The following is a 14,750-nucleotide window of genomic DNA, read 5'->3' as shown; positions in this document are numbered from 1 at the left end:
CTTATTTTTATGTTATAATTGCCCAAAATTATATTTACTAAATACTTAAATAAAGGTTTCATTATGAAAAAATTGCTCTTTTTGGCTGCTGGCGTGTTAAGTGCCTTAAATTTATATTCAGCTCAGATGATAAACGGCATCGCAGCTATCGTGGAGAACGAGCCTATCACGCTTTACGAGGTTTATAGCTTGAAGGAACAGCTAAAGACAACAGAGCAGGACGCTTTAAATTTGCTTATCAGAGATAGGCTTGAAGATGCGCAGATAAAAAACTTAAATTTAAGCGTGACACCTTTTGAGCTAAACGACAGGATCGAGGCGATCGCAAAGCAAAATGGCATGACAAATTCGCAGTTTAGAAACTCTATCCAAGCTCAAGGCATGGACTTTTTGGACTTTAAAAACAACTTAGAGCACAAGATGCTTCAAGAAAAACTTTATAAAAGCATAGCTGCTGAGGCTGGCAAAAACATAAACGAGCAAAAAGCAAAGGCATATTTTGACGCTAATCCTGATAAATTTAAGGTCTTTAGCACCGCTAGAGTCGTAGTTTATAGAGCAAAAGACCCTGATCTGCTTGAAGCTCAAAAGACAAGTCTAAAGCTACTAGACGGCGTGCAAACACAAGAGGTAAGCTTGGACTATCAAAGCATAGACCCAAGACTTGCTGCGATCATCTCAAGCACAAATAACGGCGACTACACACAGCCTTTGCAAGGACCTGACAGTTTTGATATGTTTTTAGTAAAAGAGAAGATCGGCTCATACACACCAAGCTTTGCTGATGTAAAAGATAACGTTATAAACGAGCTTTATCAAGGTGAGCAAGAAAAATTAATGAGTGATTACTTCGAAAAACTCCGCGCAAAAGCAAAAATTCAAATTCTAAGATAACTTCAAATTTAGCCACTTTGGTGGCTAAATTTCTCCAAAATTTAACTTCAAAATTTATAAGCAAAAACCTGCAAAAGCAGCCAAATTCAGTTAAACTTTTTAGTGAAAAATTCAACGTAAATAGCGTAGATATAAGGGTTACTACAGCATAAGGAGCAAAAGGTGTGATGCCAGCACCTGAGCTTGCAAGCACGAAGTTGTGACTTATAGCAGCTCCAGCTCCCATGCCTAAAACAAAAGAGCTGAGCCTCAAAGCCAAATTTGTATTGATCTAGCACTAAATTTGTGATGCTTGCAAAAAGAACGATAGAGACTATGCCATAAAACATCGAGAAGTCACGTTCAAAAATTTTACTGATAGCTCCCACTGAGCAAAATTTACTTCTTTGCATAAATGCGCCGATGATGATGGCACAAATAAGCGAGATAAATAAATTTGCATGCTGTGAGCCTGGGCCTTTTTCTGAGCTAAATAATGCGCCATTTTCGCCAAGTTTTAGACCAAAGATAAGTGCTATCAAAAATAAAATAGCAATGATAGTTGGCAAAAGTCCTATCGCCTTTGCAAGTGGTTTCACTCTCAGGTAAAATGTAGCTGTTTTTTAAATTTATCTTATAAAAGCTAGAAGTGTCGGTTAAATTTAACTATTTGACGACAAATGAGATTAGTGAAAATTTTCTATGAGGTCTTTAAAAACTTCATAAAGTTTATTTACTTCATCAACGCTAACTCTTTCGTTTTTGGCGTGTATGCGGTCGTTTATGACGCCAAATTCTATTGCATCTACGCCAAATTCAGCAAAGTGCCTTGCATCGCTCGTGCCACCCTTTGTATTTAAAAGTGGCGCAGCACCGGTGATCTTTGTGACAGATGCCATTAAATTTCTTACGATCTTGCTATCTTTGTTCGTTAAAAATCTCTTCGAGCTTTGCTTTATACTAAGCTCGTAGCTAAGCCCATCTAAAACGCTTCTAAGATAGCTCTCAACGTCATTTACATCGATTAAATTTGAGTTTCTAACGTTAAACATTATGCTAAGCTCGCTTGGCGTGACGTTGCAAACCTGCATGCCGCCACGAATGTCCGTCACCACGATCTTACTTGGGCTAAAAAACTCGCTCCCCCCGTCCATATCATGGTCAGCTATCTTACTTAAAAGTGGAGCTATCAAATTTACTGGATTTATGCATTTTTCTGGGTATGCCACGTGTCCTTGAACGCCCTTTATCACGATCTTGCCATTTATCGAGCCACGTCTGCCGACTTTTATGCTATCGCCAAATTTCTTATCACAAGTTGGCTCAGCCACGACGCAAAATTTGGGCAGATCACCTATCTCACGCAGATATTCGAGCGCTAAAGGCGTGCCGTAAGTGCCATCGCCCTCTTCGTCACTTGTTAAGATGAGGCTTAACTTGCCATCAAATTTAGCCTCTTTGCACGCACAAACAAAGGCAGCCACGCCACTTTTCATATCCTGCGCACCCCTTGCGTAGATGTAGCCATCTTTTTCTAGCGGGCTAAATGGCTCGCTCTCCCAGCCATCTCCTGGTGGCACGACATCGACGTGTCCTGCAAAGGCTAGATGCTCGCCGTCTCCATAAATTTTAGAAAGTATGAGATTTTTTGTGCCGTTTTTTTCTATAAATTTGGCCTCAAAATCAGGCAAAAATTTAGCGATAAACTCCAAGCTGCCTGCATCATCTGGCGTGATAGAGCGAAAGCTTAAAAGCTCTTTTAAAAAGCCAACTACCACTAAAACGCCTTTTTAGAAGGAAGTCCCAAGTAAAATCCCTGGAATTCGTCGATGCCTATCTCCTTACAGACGTTAAAGATTTCTTTAGAATGAACATACTCTGCGATCGTTTTTATGCCAAGATCCTTTGCAAATGCCACGATCGCGCTTGCGATGGCGTATGAGTCTTTATTGATATCGATATCTTTGATGATAGAGCCATCGATCTTCACGTAGTCTGGCTTGATCTTTATGATGTAAGAGAAATTTGAGTAACCAGAACCAAAGTCGTCGATCGCTATCATAGCGCCCATGCTCTTTGCACGCTCAACAAAGACTGAGACGCGCTCAGCGCTTTTTAGCTCCTCGTCTTCAACTATCTCAAAAACTATCCTGCCAGCTACATTGTGCTTGTTTAGTAAATTTAAAACCAGCGCAGAGACGTCGCCATCTATCATATCTCGGCTGCTTAAATTTATAGAAAGAACCAAATTTGGATCTTCAGTGAGGTGCTCAAAGCACTTTTTGATGAGCTGTTTTTCAAGGTCTGCGTAACGCTTGATACGCTTTGAGATATCCAAAAATACGCTTGGCGAGATGACGTCGTCGCGGTCTAAAATTCTTATTAAGCATTCATATTTTATAGGGATCTTTTTCTCGTCAAATATCGGCTGAAAATACGGCACAATGTTGTCGTTTATCGTAGCGTTTTGGATAAGCTTTGAGCGCTCGATCTGATTTGCGTATTCATCTTTTTGGCTTAGCCCTTTAAAGTAGCAAACATAGTCTTTATCAAGCGTCTTAGCTGATTTTAACGCGATGGTTGCCTTTCTTAAAGTCTGATCGCTATCAAGCGCAAAGCCTATGGTGTTGTGAATTTCTATATCATCGACCTCTACGCCATTTTCATCTTTTATGCTAAGCATCCTGCCTTTAAAGATATCTAGTAAATTTTCAGCTAGCTCCTCGTATCTGTCGATAAAGTCGTTATTATCTTCGACCAAAGCAAACCTATCCGCCTCGATACAATAAGCCTTCATATTCTCATTTTTGGCAAATTCTTTGATGAGATTTGCCATCTGTTTTAAGATCTGATCGCAAACGTATTTGCCGTAGTAGTCGTTCATCTTGCCAAAATCATCGATATCCATAAGTATCACTTTTGGATATTTATACTCGCTCACATCTTTTATGAGCGCTGCCTTGTTAAAAAGCCCAGTCATCGGATCGATATATAGCTTCTCTTGTAGCTGGGCGATCTTAGTAGTGCTCTCTTCTTTTACTTTTAGATAGTCAAATTTGATGTTTAGATACTTAAATACAAACCAAAGACAGACCGCAAGCCCTAAAAATAGACCAATCGAGCTTAAGATCAAAGTGACAGTCATATTTTTTATCAGCCACTGAAAATAAAATGGGTCGCTAGTGCCAGTTATCCTTTGATCGATATGCGCTTTAAAGCCTAAAATATAGTCATTTACGGCAACAAACATACATACTTTGGCGCTATTTTCTGGCAAAATTTCAGCCTTGAAATAATCCTTTTGAAAATCATGCGAATAGATGTCGCCACAGCTCTTGTCTTCGTAGTCTTTATTTACGAGGCTTTTGTTTGAAGAGGCCTCTATCTTAAAGCCGTTTTTGCCATTTTCTTTTAGCAAAAAGACTTCGCCAAAAGCGTTATCGGTTATATAATTTTGAAAATCTATAATATTAAATTTACTTATATTTTTAAGATAATTTACATATTGAGATGTTAGATACTCGGTCTTTTTTTTGAGGCCAAAGTTGTTTGTAGAGAGTGCGTTGTTGTATTTATACGAATAGACGATTAAATTTTCAGTTAAGAAAAATGCAAAAAGCAAAACCACGACCAAAGTGACGGTTTTAACCATACTAAAGTGCTTTTTTTGCGATTCGTCGCCTGGCATAAAGTTTAAACTTCCTTTCTTAAATTTAAATTTTTCTACTGGATTATATCCAAGCTAAATAAAAAATTTCTTTCATTTTTTAATTAAAAATTTAGCTCAAAGCTTAACGATCTTTGCACCGTATCCGCCTTGATTTGCCGGTGCATCGTGAAATTCTTTCACACTTGGATGCTCTTTTAAGAAATTTTTAACAGCAAAGGCAAGCTTACCAGTGCCGATACCGTGAAATACGCTAACCTCATCAAATCCCATAACAAGACTATCTGAGATAAATTTATCAAGCTTTGCTATCGCCTCGTCAGCTCTCATGCCGTGCAGATCAAGCGAGAGCGAGGCCGTTTTTGGCTTATCTACGCTTAAACTTACGCCGCCTTTTTTAGGCAAGACCACTTCGTTGCCATTTTTTCTTAAAAGCTCGAGTGGCACACGTAAATTTATGCCATTTGACTCGATCATCGCGTCATTTTTAGAGATGCTTAAAACCGTGCCTTTTATATTTTCATACTTCACTCTATCGCCTACTTTTAGGCTCTCGCGCTCAGTTTTTTTAGGCTTAACGATGGCAGCTTTTTTCTCATTTGCCACGTTTAGCGCTCTTTGCTTGTCTTTTATCTCTTTGAAATTTATAACAGCTTTTGCCGCATTTATCGCTTCATAATATTCTTTTTCTAGGCGCGAAATAGTCGCATTTAGCTTGATCTCATTTTTCTCTTTTAGCTCTTTTTGCTCCTCAAGCAAGCGCTCCAGCCGCTCCTCTTTTGCCGTGACCTCTTTTATCCCCTCATCAAGCTTGGTTTGTAAATTTAGTGTCTTTGTGATGATCTCGTTTAAATTCTCTTTATCTTCGCCGTAAATTTTCTTTGCCTGAGCCACTAAATTTTGAGATATGCCGTATCTTGCCGCAGTTTCAAAGGCGTAAGACTTGCCGATCGTGCCCTTTAAAAACTCAAATTTAGGCCTTTGAGCCGCCTCGTCGTAAAGTGCCGCCACTAGCTCAACCTCCGGATTTTTAGCTAGCAACATCGCAAGGCGCTTGTGGTGGGTCGTGATGATCATTTTGATATCTTGAGTGATGAGGCGCTCTATCATGACGCCATACAAGCTCGCAGCCTCCTCAAAGTCGGTGCCAAGCTCGATCTCGTCGATACCGATGATGATCGATTTTTTAGTAAAAAGCCTTGCAAAATGCACCATCCTACCAGCAAAGGTCGAGATGTCGTTTTTTACACTTTGCGGATCTTCTATGATCGCGTCAAATTCTTTAAAAGAGCCGATGCTTGAGTGGTTTGCGTCGATACGCATAGGTAGCAGGTACTTTGCAAGCAGCGTGGCTGAGATGATCGATTTTAAAAGCATCGACTTACCGCCAGCATTTACGCCGGTTATTAAAAGCACCTTTTTACTAAAATCCACACTCACACTTTTTGGATTTTTTAGCGCTGGATGGGCAAATTTCTCAAGCTTGATAACGTGCGAGCTATTTGGCAAAACAAACTCATAGTCACGTGATCTAGCCAAATTTACACGAGCCTGATATGCATCAAACTGATCAAAAGCGTTATTTATAAATTTCAAAAAGAGCAGGCTCTTGCTCATCTGCAGGCTAAATTTCTTGCAGTGCTCAAAAATGATCTCCTCTTTTCTATCAAGTAGCTCGCTTTGCTCCTTTTTTAGGCGCTCGGTGCTTGCAGGTGCGACGTAAAAGTAGCCGCCTGAGCTTCTAGCGATCACGGTGCCTTTTAGGGCGTGATTAAAGCCGCCACGCACCAAAAGTGCCTCTTGCGAGTTGATGTAGTGCGTCTGGGTATCGACTAGATAGGGCGTGATGTGCTTTGAGTAGATGAGCTTTTTAAGCTCGGCATCGATCTGGCGCTTTTTCTCGCTAAATGCCTGCTTTATCGCAGCAAATCTCTCATCCACGCTGTCGCTAAACTCGCCGTTTTCATCAAAGCTGTTTGCCATCTGGCTCATCGCTTCGGGGATTTCAACCTTTGCGATCCACTCGCCAAGCCTGCCTTCAAATTTTTGCTTTTTTAGATATGAAAAATACTTAATAATCTTTGCAAACTCGTAAATTTCGCTGATGTGAAGCACTGCTTGCTTGCTAAGCCTCATAAGCGCATCATCAAGCTCTTTTATCTCGTCAGGTGCCTTAAAATCATACTTTGAAAGCTCGCTAATGTTTTCAAAGTGGATCTTGCTGTCGCCTTGTAAAAATAGCGGTTTTTGCCTTGCTAAAAAGGAGTTAAATTTATCCAGATACTCGCCCAGATCGAGCTTTAAAAATATCTCTTCAGTCATTGCTCACAACTTTTTATAGGCACGATGACGCCTGAGAGATCGCTAAATTCTCGTTTTGGCAAAAATGACGCCGTGCCAAATTCGTAGTTAAATTTCTCAGCGCTAACGTTGTATTCGCCACATTTTAGTGTTTTGCCCTGCTTAAAATCGCTAACTAGCTTTGAGATAGCGTCCTCGTTTTTGGATAAATTCTCTTCGTAAAAATAGACACAAACAAGGATCGCCACAAGTACCGCGCTAACGAGCGCTTTAACGCCTTTGCTGATCTTTTCATCTTTTATCGCCCAGATCGCTCCAAAAAGCAGCATCACTCCGGCAATTATTATCAAATTTCTTACCATTTCACGCCTTTATACTTTGCGATGAGCTCTTTGTAAAGCTCGGCATGAGGCTTGATCTTTTCTAAAATTTCAGCCCTAACCTCGCTGATATCTTGCTTTTCAACCAGCAAGCAAACAGCTAGATATGGGGCATTTGGCAGCATATCTTTTATCTGGGCACTATTTAGTTTTTGCGACCTTGCAAGGGCTATCAAGATATCTTTTTTGCCTAAATTTATAAGGCTTGAAATTTCTTCTTCACTAAGCTCTTTTTCTTTTATCTCTTTTAAAATTTCATTTTCATCTTGAGGCTTAAAGTTGCTTAGATCCATTAGTAGCCGCCTCTTAATTGCACGCTGATATCGCCCGCTCCAAAGCCAACTACTATGCCGTCACTTAGGCGATTTTTCACGCCAAATTCATCTATAAATTCAATTCCTTCTTCAACCCTCTCGACCTTGTCGGTAAAGATCGGGTTATACTCGCTAAATTCGCTCTTCATATCAACTTCGATCGGATTTTCTCCAGCCGCATAAACTGGCAAGATGACAAGCTCATCAACGCCCTTAAAGCACTCTTTAAAGCCAGGTAAATTTGTGCTAAGTCTTGTGTAGCGGTGTGGCTGAAATATCGCTGTGACGCTCTTTATACCTAAAATTTTGGCGTATTCAAAGACTGATTTTAGTGTCGCTTTTATCTCAGTTGGGTGGTGCGCATAGTCGTCTATTAGGACGAAATTTTTGTTTGCACTAAGTATGTCAAAACGCTTTTTGATGCCTTTAAAATTTAATAAATTTTCTCTGATATCTTTAAGCGGCGTCTCGTGCATCGCAGCAAGGATAGCCAAAGATGCGTCTATGGCGATGTGCTCGCCCATGCCAAAGGCTTCAAATTTGCCTAAATTTTTAAGATTAAAGCTGGTGTATGGCTGATAGTCTCTTACAACCATCGTTAGCTCGGTGATATCGGTGCTTGGGTAAAGCCTGATCGCATCAAGCTTAAGCGTGCTTAAAAACTCGTCCTCAGCGTTTATCACCCTAACTTTCGCGCGCTCCAAAAAGCCCTTGTAGGCTGCGTAAAATTTAGCTAGATCGTAGTCGTAGTGCTCCATGTGTTCTGGCTCTGCGTTTGTGACGATGGCTAGATATGGGTTTGAGTTTAGAAAGCTAGAATCGCTCTCATCGGCCTCAAATACGACGTTGTCGCTTTTGGCGTAGCGCATATTTGAGCCAAACTGCTTTGAGATGGCGCCGATGATGACTGAGCCCTCGATTAGGCTTGCTAGCATCGCTGAAGTAGTACTCTTGCCGTGCGCGCCAGCTACTGCGAAAACGCATTTATCTTCAAGTACATAAGGCAAAATTTCTTTTCTTGAAAAGCACTTTATACCCTTTCGTCTAGCCTCGACTAGCTCGATGTTGTCCTCTTTTATCGCAGCTGAATAGACCACAAAGTCTTGGTCTTTTATCGCCTCTTTGCAGTGTGGCGTGATGACCTCGATGCCTTCATCTTTTAGCTCTAGCGTCGTCTTGCTCTCTTTGATGTCGCTGCCACTTATCTTGTGACCTTTTTCGTGTAAAAATCTAGCGATGGCTGAGATGCCGATACCGCCAATGCCTATGAAATGGACTTTTTTGATCTCGTTGTTTAGCTCTTGCAAATTTTATCCTTAAGTTTTTCGTGATTTTAACAAAAACTACTAAATTTAAGGCTGAAAAATGGCTTTTATTTGCTTAAGGCAAAGCTTTCATCTATCAGGTCAAAAACAGTTTTTTGTGAGATTTTGGAGTTTAAATTTACGCTTATCCAGTGCTTTTTATTCATGTGATATGCTTTAAAAATTTGCCTCTCATCAACTAGCACCATGGCTAGATCTGGGCTACATTTTAGGTTTAAAACCTCGATCATTTCGTCACTTTCAAGACCAAGTTTACTAGCACTTATCTGCATAAGTAGCGCAAACCACTTCTTGTTTTTCTTATGACGAAAGACACTAAATTCTGGATATTTTGGGAAAATTTGCTCGCCCAAAATGTCAAATTTCTCTTTTATATATTTTTCAACGTCACTTCGTTTCAAATTTCACTCCGAAATTCCTTTACAAAAGCACTCATTTTCGTGATCATCGATGACGCCAACGCCTTGTAAAAACGAGTAGATGATCACAGCACCTACAAATTTAAAGCCACGCTTTTTCATATCTTTTGAGATGCACTTTGAGAGCTCACTGCTTGCTGGCATGTCCTTAGCACTTTTTATGTTATTTATCACGCGCTTACCATTTGTAAATTTATAGATGTAGTTATAAAACGAGCCAAACTCGGCACAAAGCTCTAAAAAAGCCTTGGCATTTTTTGGCAGAGAGTAAATTTTAAGGCGGTTTTTGATCGCTCTATCATCGCTTAAAAGGCTTTGAAGCTTTGCCTCGTCATAGCTAGCGATCTTTTTTGCATCAAAGCTGTCTAAAATTTGAGCAAGCCCAGCTCTTTTTCGTAGCACATAGTCCCAGCTAAGGCCTGCTTGAAAGCCCTCTAAAATGAGCATTTCAAAAAAAATCTTATCATCTTTTACCGCTCTGCCCCACTCAAAGTCGTGATAGCTCTTGCTAAATTCGCTCTTTTCAGCCCAAGCGCAGCGCTTCATCTTTTAAATTTAGCCTCTATCTGCATAAAGCCCCAGGTGCTTCTAGCCTCGCTAAGTTCCTTTTTGCTAAGCTCATCGATCATCATCTCTTCATTTTTGCCAAGCCTGTTTTTCACCTCGCCAAATGGACTAATAAGCATCGAGTCGCCGTAAAAACTCCACTGCTCGTCCTCGCTCTTGTGGCTTCCCACGCGATTTACACGAAGCACATAGAGGTTGTTTGTAAAGGCTCTAACCTTTAAAAGCTCCTCCCAGCGCGCCTGAGAGAAAAATGTGCAAGCCGTTGGCACAAGCACGATATCGACCTTTTTAGCGCTCATATAGGCCCAGCACACGTCAAAATGCGCCTCGTAACCAAACATGACGCCAACCTTAAATTTATCGTAGGTAAAGATGGGTAAATTTAACTCCTCGCTTGCGTTACTAAAAAACTTCGCCTCGTTCCAGTGCGCATAGGGCATGAGAATTTGCTGGTCGTATAGCTTTACTTGAGTTTGGCTAAATTTAGCTAGGCTTTTAAAAATTTCTTTGCCTTTTAAATTTATGATAGGTGCGATGATGTTTAGATCATACTTTTTTGCCATCGCAAAGAGTGCCTCTTTTTTGCGCTCGCTCTGCTCTTTTATGAGGCTTTTTGGCATGCTGGCAAGCTCTTTAAAAAAGCTATTTAGCACGTATTCACCAAGGACAACCAGCCTTGCGTTTTCGTCGGCGCAAATTTTAAGGTAATAATCAAGCCTCGCCTCGCTTAAGGGCTGCGTTGGTAGCTGAAGGGCACAAATTTTACTCATCATCCACCTGCTTTATGCTAAGTTTTGCGTTTTCTAAAATTTCTCTTGCCTCGTTTAAGAGCTTTTTGCCCTGCTCGTGTAGCTTTATGCTGTTTTCTAAGCTCACATCATCTTTATTTAGATCGTTTAAAATTTTATCTGCAAGGGCTAATTTCTCTTCAAAACTTTGCTCTTTTTGCTCCATTTTCTATCCTTTTAATATATTTTTTATATATCCATCAAATTTTTCTATCTCGACCAAAAAGGCGTCGTGGCCGTAGTTGCTATCTATCTCTACAAAATTTGTCTTTGCCTCCCGCCCCATCTCGCAAAGTGCGTCATAAATTTCTCTCATGCAACTTGGCGGAAAGAGTAGATCGCCTTTAAAAGCGACTAGATGCAAATTTGCTTTTATCGGCGCAAGGGCGTCTTTTAGGCTATCGTAGTGCCTTGTGCAGTCAAAGATATTCATCATCTTTACAATGTATAGGTAGCTTAGTGGGTCAAACCTCTTTGGGAAGTTATAGCCGTTATACTCCATGTAGCGATCGACCTGAAAATGTCCAAAAAGATCGTAAAGGCCGTCGGTTTCGACGTAGCTCCGTCCAAATTTCTTATCCATGCTATCAGGGCTTAAAAAGCTGATATGCCCTGCCATCCTGCCGTAAGCCATACCTTTTAGCCCATTTTTTCTTATAAATTCCGCGTCGTATTCGCCGTTTTTGAAATTTTCATCGTTTAAAATGGCTTCGATGGCGATTTTATTAAACGCTATCGCCCAAGGCTTAGTCTGATAGGTGCTTGCAAGCATTATGATATCTTGCGCAAATTCTGGAAACTCGATAGCGTAGCAAAGGGCTTGCATACCGCCAAGACTGCCGCCTATCACGGCTCTTGCCCTTGTGATGCCAAGCTCGCTAAATAGCCTCATCTGCGCCTTTACCACGTCACTTATGGCAAGGACTGGGAAATTTAGCCTATACTCTTTGCCGCTACTTCTATCAACACTTAGCGGCGAGGTCGAGCCAAAACACGAGCCTAGGATATTTACGCAAATAACGTAAAATTTATCGGTATCGACCGCCTTTTTGCTGCCTATTAGCCCGTCCCACCAGCCAGCTTTCTCATCGCCTGCGTATGTGCCAGCTGCGTGGTGTGAGCCAGTTAGGGCGTGACAGATCACGATAACGTTGCTTTTATCAGCATTTAGCGTGCCGTAAGTCTCATAAATAAGCTTGAAATTTGATATCATACGGCCACTCTCAAGATAGAGTGGCTCGTTAAATTTAATAGTTCTAGTTTGCAGGTCTAACACTAATTAACTTTGTAGTTTGGTGCCTCGTGAGTGATAACTACGTCGTGGACGTGACTCTCTTTTAGTCCAGCGCTTGTTATCTCGACAAATTCAGCTCTTTCTTGAAGAGTTGGGATATCTTTTGCGCCGACATAGCCCATAGCGCTTCTTAGGCCGCCTATTAGCTGATGGATCACATCTTTTATGCTGCCAGCAAATGGCACACGGCCCTCGATGCCTTCAGGCACTAGCTTGTCTTGAGCGGTACCCTCTTGGAAGTAACGGTCAGAGCTGCCCTTTGTCATAGCGCCGATCGATCCCATTCCACGATAGACTTTGTACTGGCGACCTTGGAATGTTATAAGCTCGCCTGGGCTTTCCTCGCAACCTGCAAGCAAGCTTCCCGCCATAACGCAAGCTGCACCTGCCGCAAGAGCTTTTGCCACGTCGCCTGAGTATTTTAAACCGCCATCTGCGATAACTGGGATGCCATATTTCGCTGCTTCGCTTGCGCAGTCGTCAATCGCTGAAATTTGAGGCACGCCAACGCCAGCAACGATCCTTGTGGTACAAATAGAACCTGGTCCGATGCCCACTTTTATGCCGTCTGCGCCTGCTTCTGCTAGGTCTTTTACGGCTGCTGGGTTTGCGATATTGCCAGCTACAACATCGACATTAAAATTTGCTTTTACCTCTTTTAAAGTGTCGATGATGCCCTTTGAGTGGCCGTGAGCTGAGTCGATGACGATGACATCTACGCCAGCATCAACTAGCGCTTTGGCGCGCTCTATCTGACCAACGCCAATAGCCGCAGCCACGCGAAGTCTGCCGTAGCTATCTTTGTTTGCGTTTGGATACTCTTTGCGTTTTTTTAGATCTTTTATGGTGATAAGTCCGTCAAGTCTGCCGTCTTTATCGACGATAGGTAGCTTCTCAACCCTGTTTTGAGAGAAAATTTTCTCCGCATCATCAAGCGTGCAGCCCTTTGGTGCAGTGATAAGTGGCGCTTTTGTCATGCGGTCTTTTACCAAAGTGCTCATATTTGTCTCAAATCTCAAATCGCGGTTTGTTAAAATTCCTATTAGTTTGCGATCTTTGTCGATGACTGGAACGCCTGAAATATGAAGATCTGACATAAGGCTTAGAGCTTCAGCCACGGTTGCTTCTGGATTTATAAAGATAGGATCGATGATGACGCCACTTTCGCTTTTTTTAACGCGTTTGACCTCTTTTGCTTGGCTTTCGACGTCCATATTTTTGTGGATGACGCCGATACCGCCGAGCCTTGCCATCATGATAGCAGTTCTATGCTCAGTCACCGTATCCATCGCAGCGGAGACGATCGGGATATTTAGCGTGACGTTTTTGCTGATCCTGGTTTTTACATCAACTTGCTTTGGCAAAATTTCAGAGTATTGCGGCACAAGAAGCACATCCTCAAATGTTAAAGCTCTCTTTACTATCTTCATATTTTTATCCTTTTATTAAATTTTCTAGGCTCTTAGCACCATTTATCAAGGTCTGTTCGTCCCACGCTTTTGCGATGAGCTGGGCGCTCACGTTTAAATTTTGATCATCTTTGCCAACTGGCACAGAGATGGCTGGCAGGCCTGCTAAATTTACGCTGATCGTGTAAATGTCGCTTAGATAGGCTTGAAGCGGATCACTGTGTGCTCCAAATTTATAAGCTGTGCTTGGAGCAACTGGCATGAAGATGAGATCATTTTCTTCTAAAATTTTCTCGTACTGAGCTTTTATATGCGCTCTTGCTTTTTGCGCTTTGATGTAGTAAGCATCGTAGTATCCGCTACTTAGTACAAATGTACCAAGCAAAATTCTTCTTTTTACCTCTTCACCAAAGCCCTCAGATCGCGAATTTACATATAGCTCTTTTAAATTTTTAGCATCTGCGCGTCTGCCATATCTTACGCCATCGTAGCGGCTTAAATTTGCGCTTGCCTCTGCGGTTGCGATGATGTAGTAAGCTGCGACGTCATATTTTGAGTCTTCAAAATTTGTGTAAGTTACGTTGTGTCCGTGTGATTTTAGCTTTTCGATAGCTAAATTTAAAGCAGCTTTTGTCTGCTCGCTTGCGTTTTCTACGTAGTTTTTGATGACACAAATTTTTAGCTTTTTGTTGCCATCTATCTTGTCGCTCACGCTCACAAATGGCACATCTGCGCTCGTGCTATCTTTTGGGTCATGTCCAGCGATCGCGTCATATAAAATGGCTGCGTCTTCTACGTTTTGCGCGATCGGCCCTATCTGATCAAGGCTGCTTGAGTATGCACCAAGGCCATATCTACTCACTCTGCCATAAGTTGGCTTAAGTCCTACGCATCCGCAAAATGCCGCTGGTTGGCGGATCGAGCCACCAGTGTCGCTACCAAGTGCGGCTACTGCAAGGCCAGCTGCAACTGCTGCTGCCGAGCCACCACTACTACCACCTGGGACGTGAGCGTGATTTAGTGGGTTTAGTGTTTTGCCGTAAAATGAGCTCTCAGTCGTGCTTCCCATCGCAAATTCGTCCATATTTGTGCGGCCAAATGGAGCTAAATTTTTACTAAGTAGCTTCTCGATAACGGTTGCGTTATATGGTGCTACGTAGCCTTGTAAAATTTTAGAAGCGCACGTGACGCTCCAGCCTTTTACTTGGATGTTATCTTTTATAGCGATAGGCACGCCCTCGCCTAGTTTTGCGATCTCTAAATTTGCTAGCTGCTCGACATAAGCGCCAAGCTCTTTTTCTTTTATGATCTTTGCCTCAAGCTCGGCTCTTAAATTTTTTATCTCTTCAGCTGAAAATTTCAAAGCTTCTTTTAAAGTTACCACTATTTTTATCCTTTAAATTTATTAACCAA

General features: G+C 41.7%; 15 protein-coding genes. 1 reads left to right on the top strand and 14 read right to left on the bottom strand.

The genetic code is table 11. From position 1 onward, the window contains the following. The first annotated feature begins 63 nt into the window (after window positions 1-63). Complete coding sequence (locus CYO89_RS09070) at window positions 64-894, top strand: peptidylprolyl isomerase (RefSeq protein WP_103598029.1); 831 nt, start codon at window positions 64-66, stop codon at window positions 892-894. An 86-nt stretch (window positions 895-980) separates the two neighbouring features. Here CYO89_RS09070 and CYO89_RS09065 read toward each other — a convergent pair whose 3' ends face one another. The 14 genes from CYO89_RS09065 to gatA all read right to left on the bottom strand — a co-directional run bounded on the left by CYO89_RS09065 (window position 981) and on the right by gatA (window position 14,721). Then, complete coding sequence (locus tag CYO89_RS09065) at window positions 981-1,442, bottom strand: hypothetical protein (RefSeq protein ID WP_258032558.1); 462 nt, start codon at window positions 1,440-1,442, stop codon at window positions 981-983. Between the two features lie 117 nt (window positions 1,443-1,559). Continuing rightward, on the bottom strand, window positions 1,560-2,651 hold the full coding sequence (gene dapE / locus CYO89_RS09060) for a succinyl-diaminopimelate desuccinylase (RefSeq protein WP_103598028.1): 1,092 nt from the start codon (window positions 2,649-2,651) through the stop codon (window positions 1,560-1,562). After that, complete coding sequence (locus CYO89_RS09055) at window positions 2,651-4,561, bottom strand: EAL domain-containing protein (RefSeq protein ID WP_103598027.1); 1,911 nt, start codon at window positions 4,559-4,561, stop codon at window positions 2,651-2,653. The genes dapE and CYO89_RS09055 overlap by 1 nt, the downstream gene beginning before the upstream one ends. A gap of 96 nt (window positions 4,562-4,657) precedes the next feature. Further along, entirely contained in the window at window positions 4,658-6,862 is a 2,205-nt protein-coding gene (locus tag CYO89_RS09050) for an endonuclease MutS2 (protein ID WP_103598026.1), read from the bottom strand. Then, the gene (locus CYO89_RS09045; RefSeq protein WP_009294921.1) at window positions 6,859-7,203 is read right to left on the bottom strand and encodes a hypothetical protein; all 345 of its coding nucleotides are present in this window, start codon (window positions 7,201-7,203) and stop codon (window positions 6,859-6,861) included. Before CYO89_RS09045 ends, CYO89_RS09050 begins: the two co-directional genes overlap by 4 nt. Continuing rightward, window positions 7,197-7,514: a hypothetical protein gene (locus tag CYO89_RS09040; RefSeq protein WP_103598025.1), complete on the bottom strand. Its 318-nt coding sequence runs from the start codon at window positions 7,512-7,514 to the stop codon at window positions 7,197-7,199. The genes CYO89_RS09045 and CYO89_RS09040 overlap by 7 nt, the downstream gene beginning before the upstream one ends. Further along, entirely contained in the window at window positions 7,514-8,821 is a 1,308-nt protein-coding gene (murC, locus tag CYO89_RS09035) for a UDP-N-acetylmuramate--L-alanine ligase (protein WP_103598065.1), read from the bottom strand. Before murC ends, CYO89_RS09040 begins: the two co-directional genes overlap by 1 nt. Window positions 8,822-8,907: 86 nt before the next feature. After that, complete coding sequence (locus tag CYO89_RS09030; protein WP_103598024.1) at window positions 8,908-9,261, bottom strand: MmcQ/YjbR family DNA-binding protein; 354 nt, start codon at window positions 9,259-9,261, stop codon at window positions 8,908-8,910. A gap of 3 nt (window positions 9,262-9,264) precedes the next feature. Next, window positions 9,265-9,825 (bottom strand): DNA-3-methyladenine glycosylase I, encoded by a 561-nt coding sequence (locus tag CYO89_RS09025; protein ID WP_103598023.1) that lies wholly within the window; start codon window positions 9,823-9,825, stop codon window positions 9,265-9,267. Next, window positions 9,822-10,616 (bottom strand): carbon-nitrogen hydrolase family protein, encoded by a 795-nt coding sequence (locus CYO89_RS09020; protein WP_103598064.1) that lies wholly within the window; start codon window positions 10,614-10,616, stop codon window positions 9,822-9,824. Before CYO89_RS09020 ends, CYO89_RS09025 begins: the two co-directional genes overlap by 4 nt. Continuing rightward, on the bottom strand, window positions 10,609-10,800 hold the full coding sequence (gene xseB, locus CYO89_RS09015; RefSeq protein WP_004317712.1) for an exodeoxyribonuclease VII small subunit: 192 nt from the start codon (window positions 10,798-10,800) through the stop codon (window positions 10,609-10,611). Before xseB ends, CYO89_RS09020 begins: the two co-directional genes overlap by 8 nt. A gap of 3 nt (window positions 10,801-10,803) precedes the next feature. Continuing rightward, a complete protein-coding gene (metX, locus tag CYO89_RS09010) occupies window positions 10,804-11,910 on the bottom strand; it encodes a homoserine O-acetyltransferase MetX (RefSeq protein WP_103598022.1) in 1,107 nt (368 codons plus the stop codon). Then, a complete protein-coding gene (guaB, locus tag CYO89_RS09005; RefSeq protein ID WP_087576644.1) occupies window positions 11,910-13,358 on the bottom strand; it encodes an IMP dehydrogenase in 1,449 nt (482 codons plus the stop codon). The genes metX and guaB overlap by 1 nt, the downstream gene beginning before the upstream one ends. A gap of 4 nt (window positions 13,359-13,362) precedes the next feature. Further along, a complete protein-coding gene (gene gatA, locus CYO89_RS09000) occupies window positions 13,363-14,721 on the bottom strand; it encodes an Asp-tRNA(Asn)/Glu-tRNA(Gln) amidotransferase subunit GatA (RefSeq protein WP_103598021.1) in 1,359 nt (452 codons plus the stop codon). Between the last annotated feature and the right edge of the window lie 29 nt (window positions 14,722-14,750).

This window comes from Campylobacter concisus (assembly GCF_002913765.1).
In the GTDB taxonomy this organism is placed as follows: domain Bacteria; phylum Campylobacterota; class Campylobacteria; order Campylobacterales; family Campylobacteraceae; genus Campylobacter_A; species Campylobacter_A concisus_BB.
This window is presented reverse-complemented; position numbering and strand designations above follow the sequence as displayed.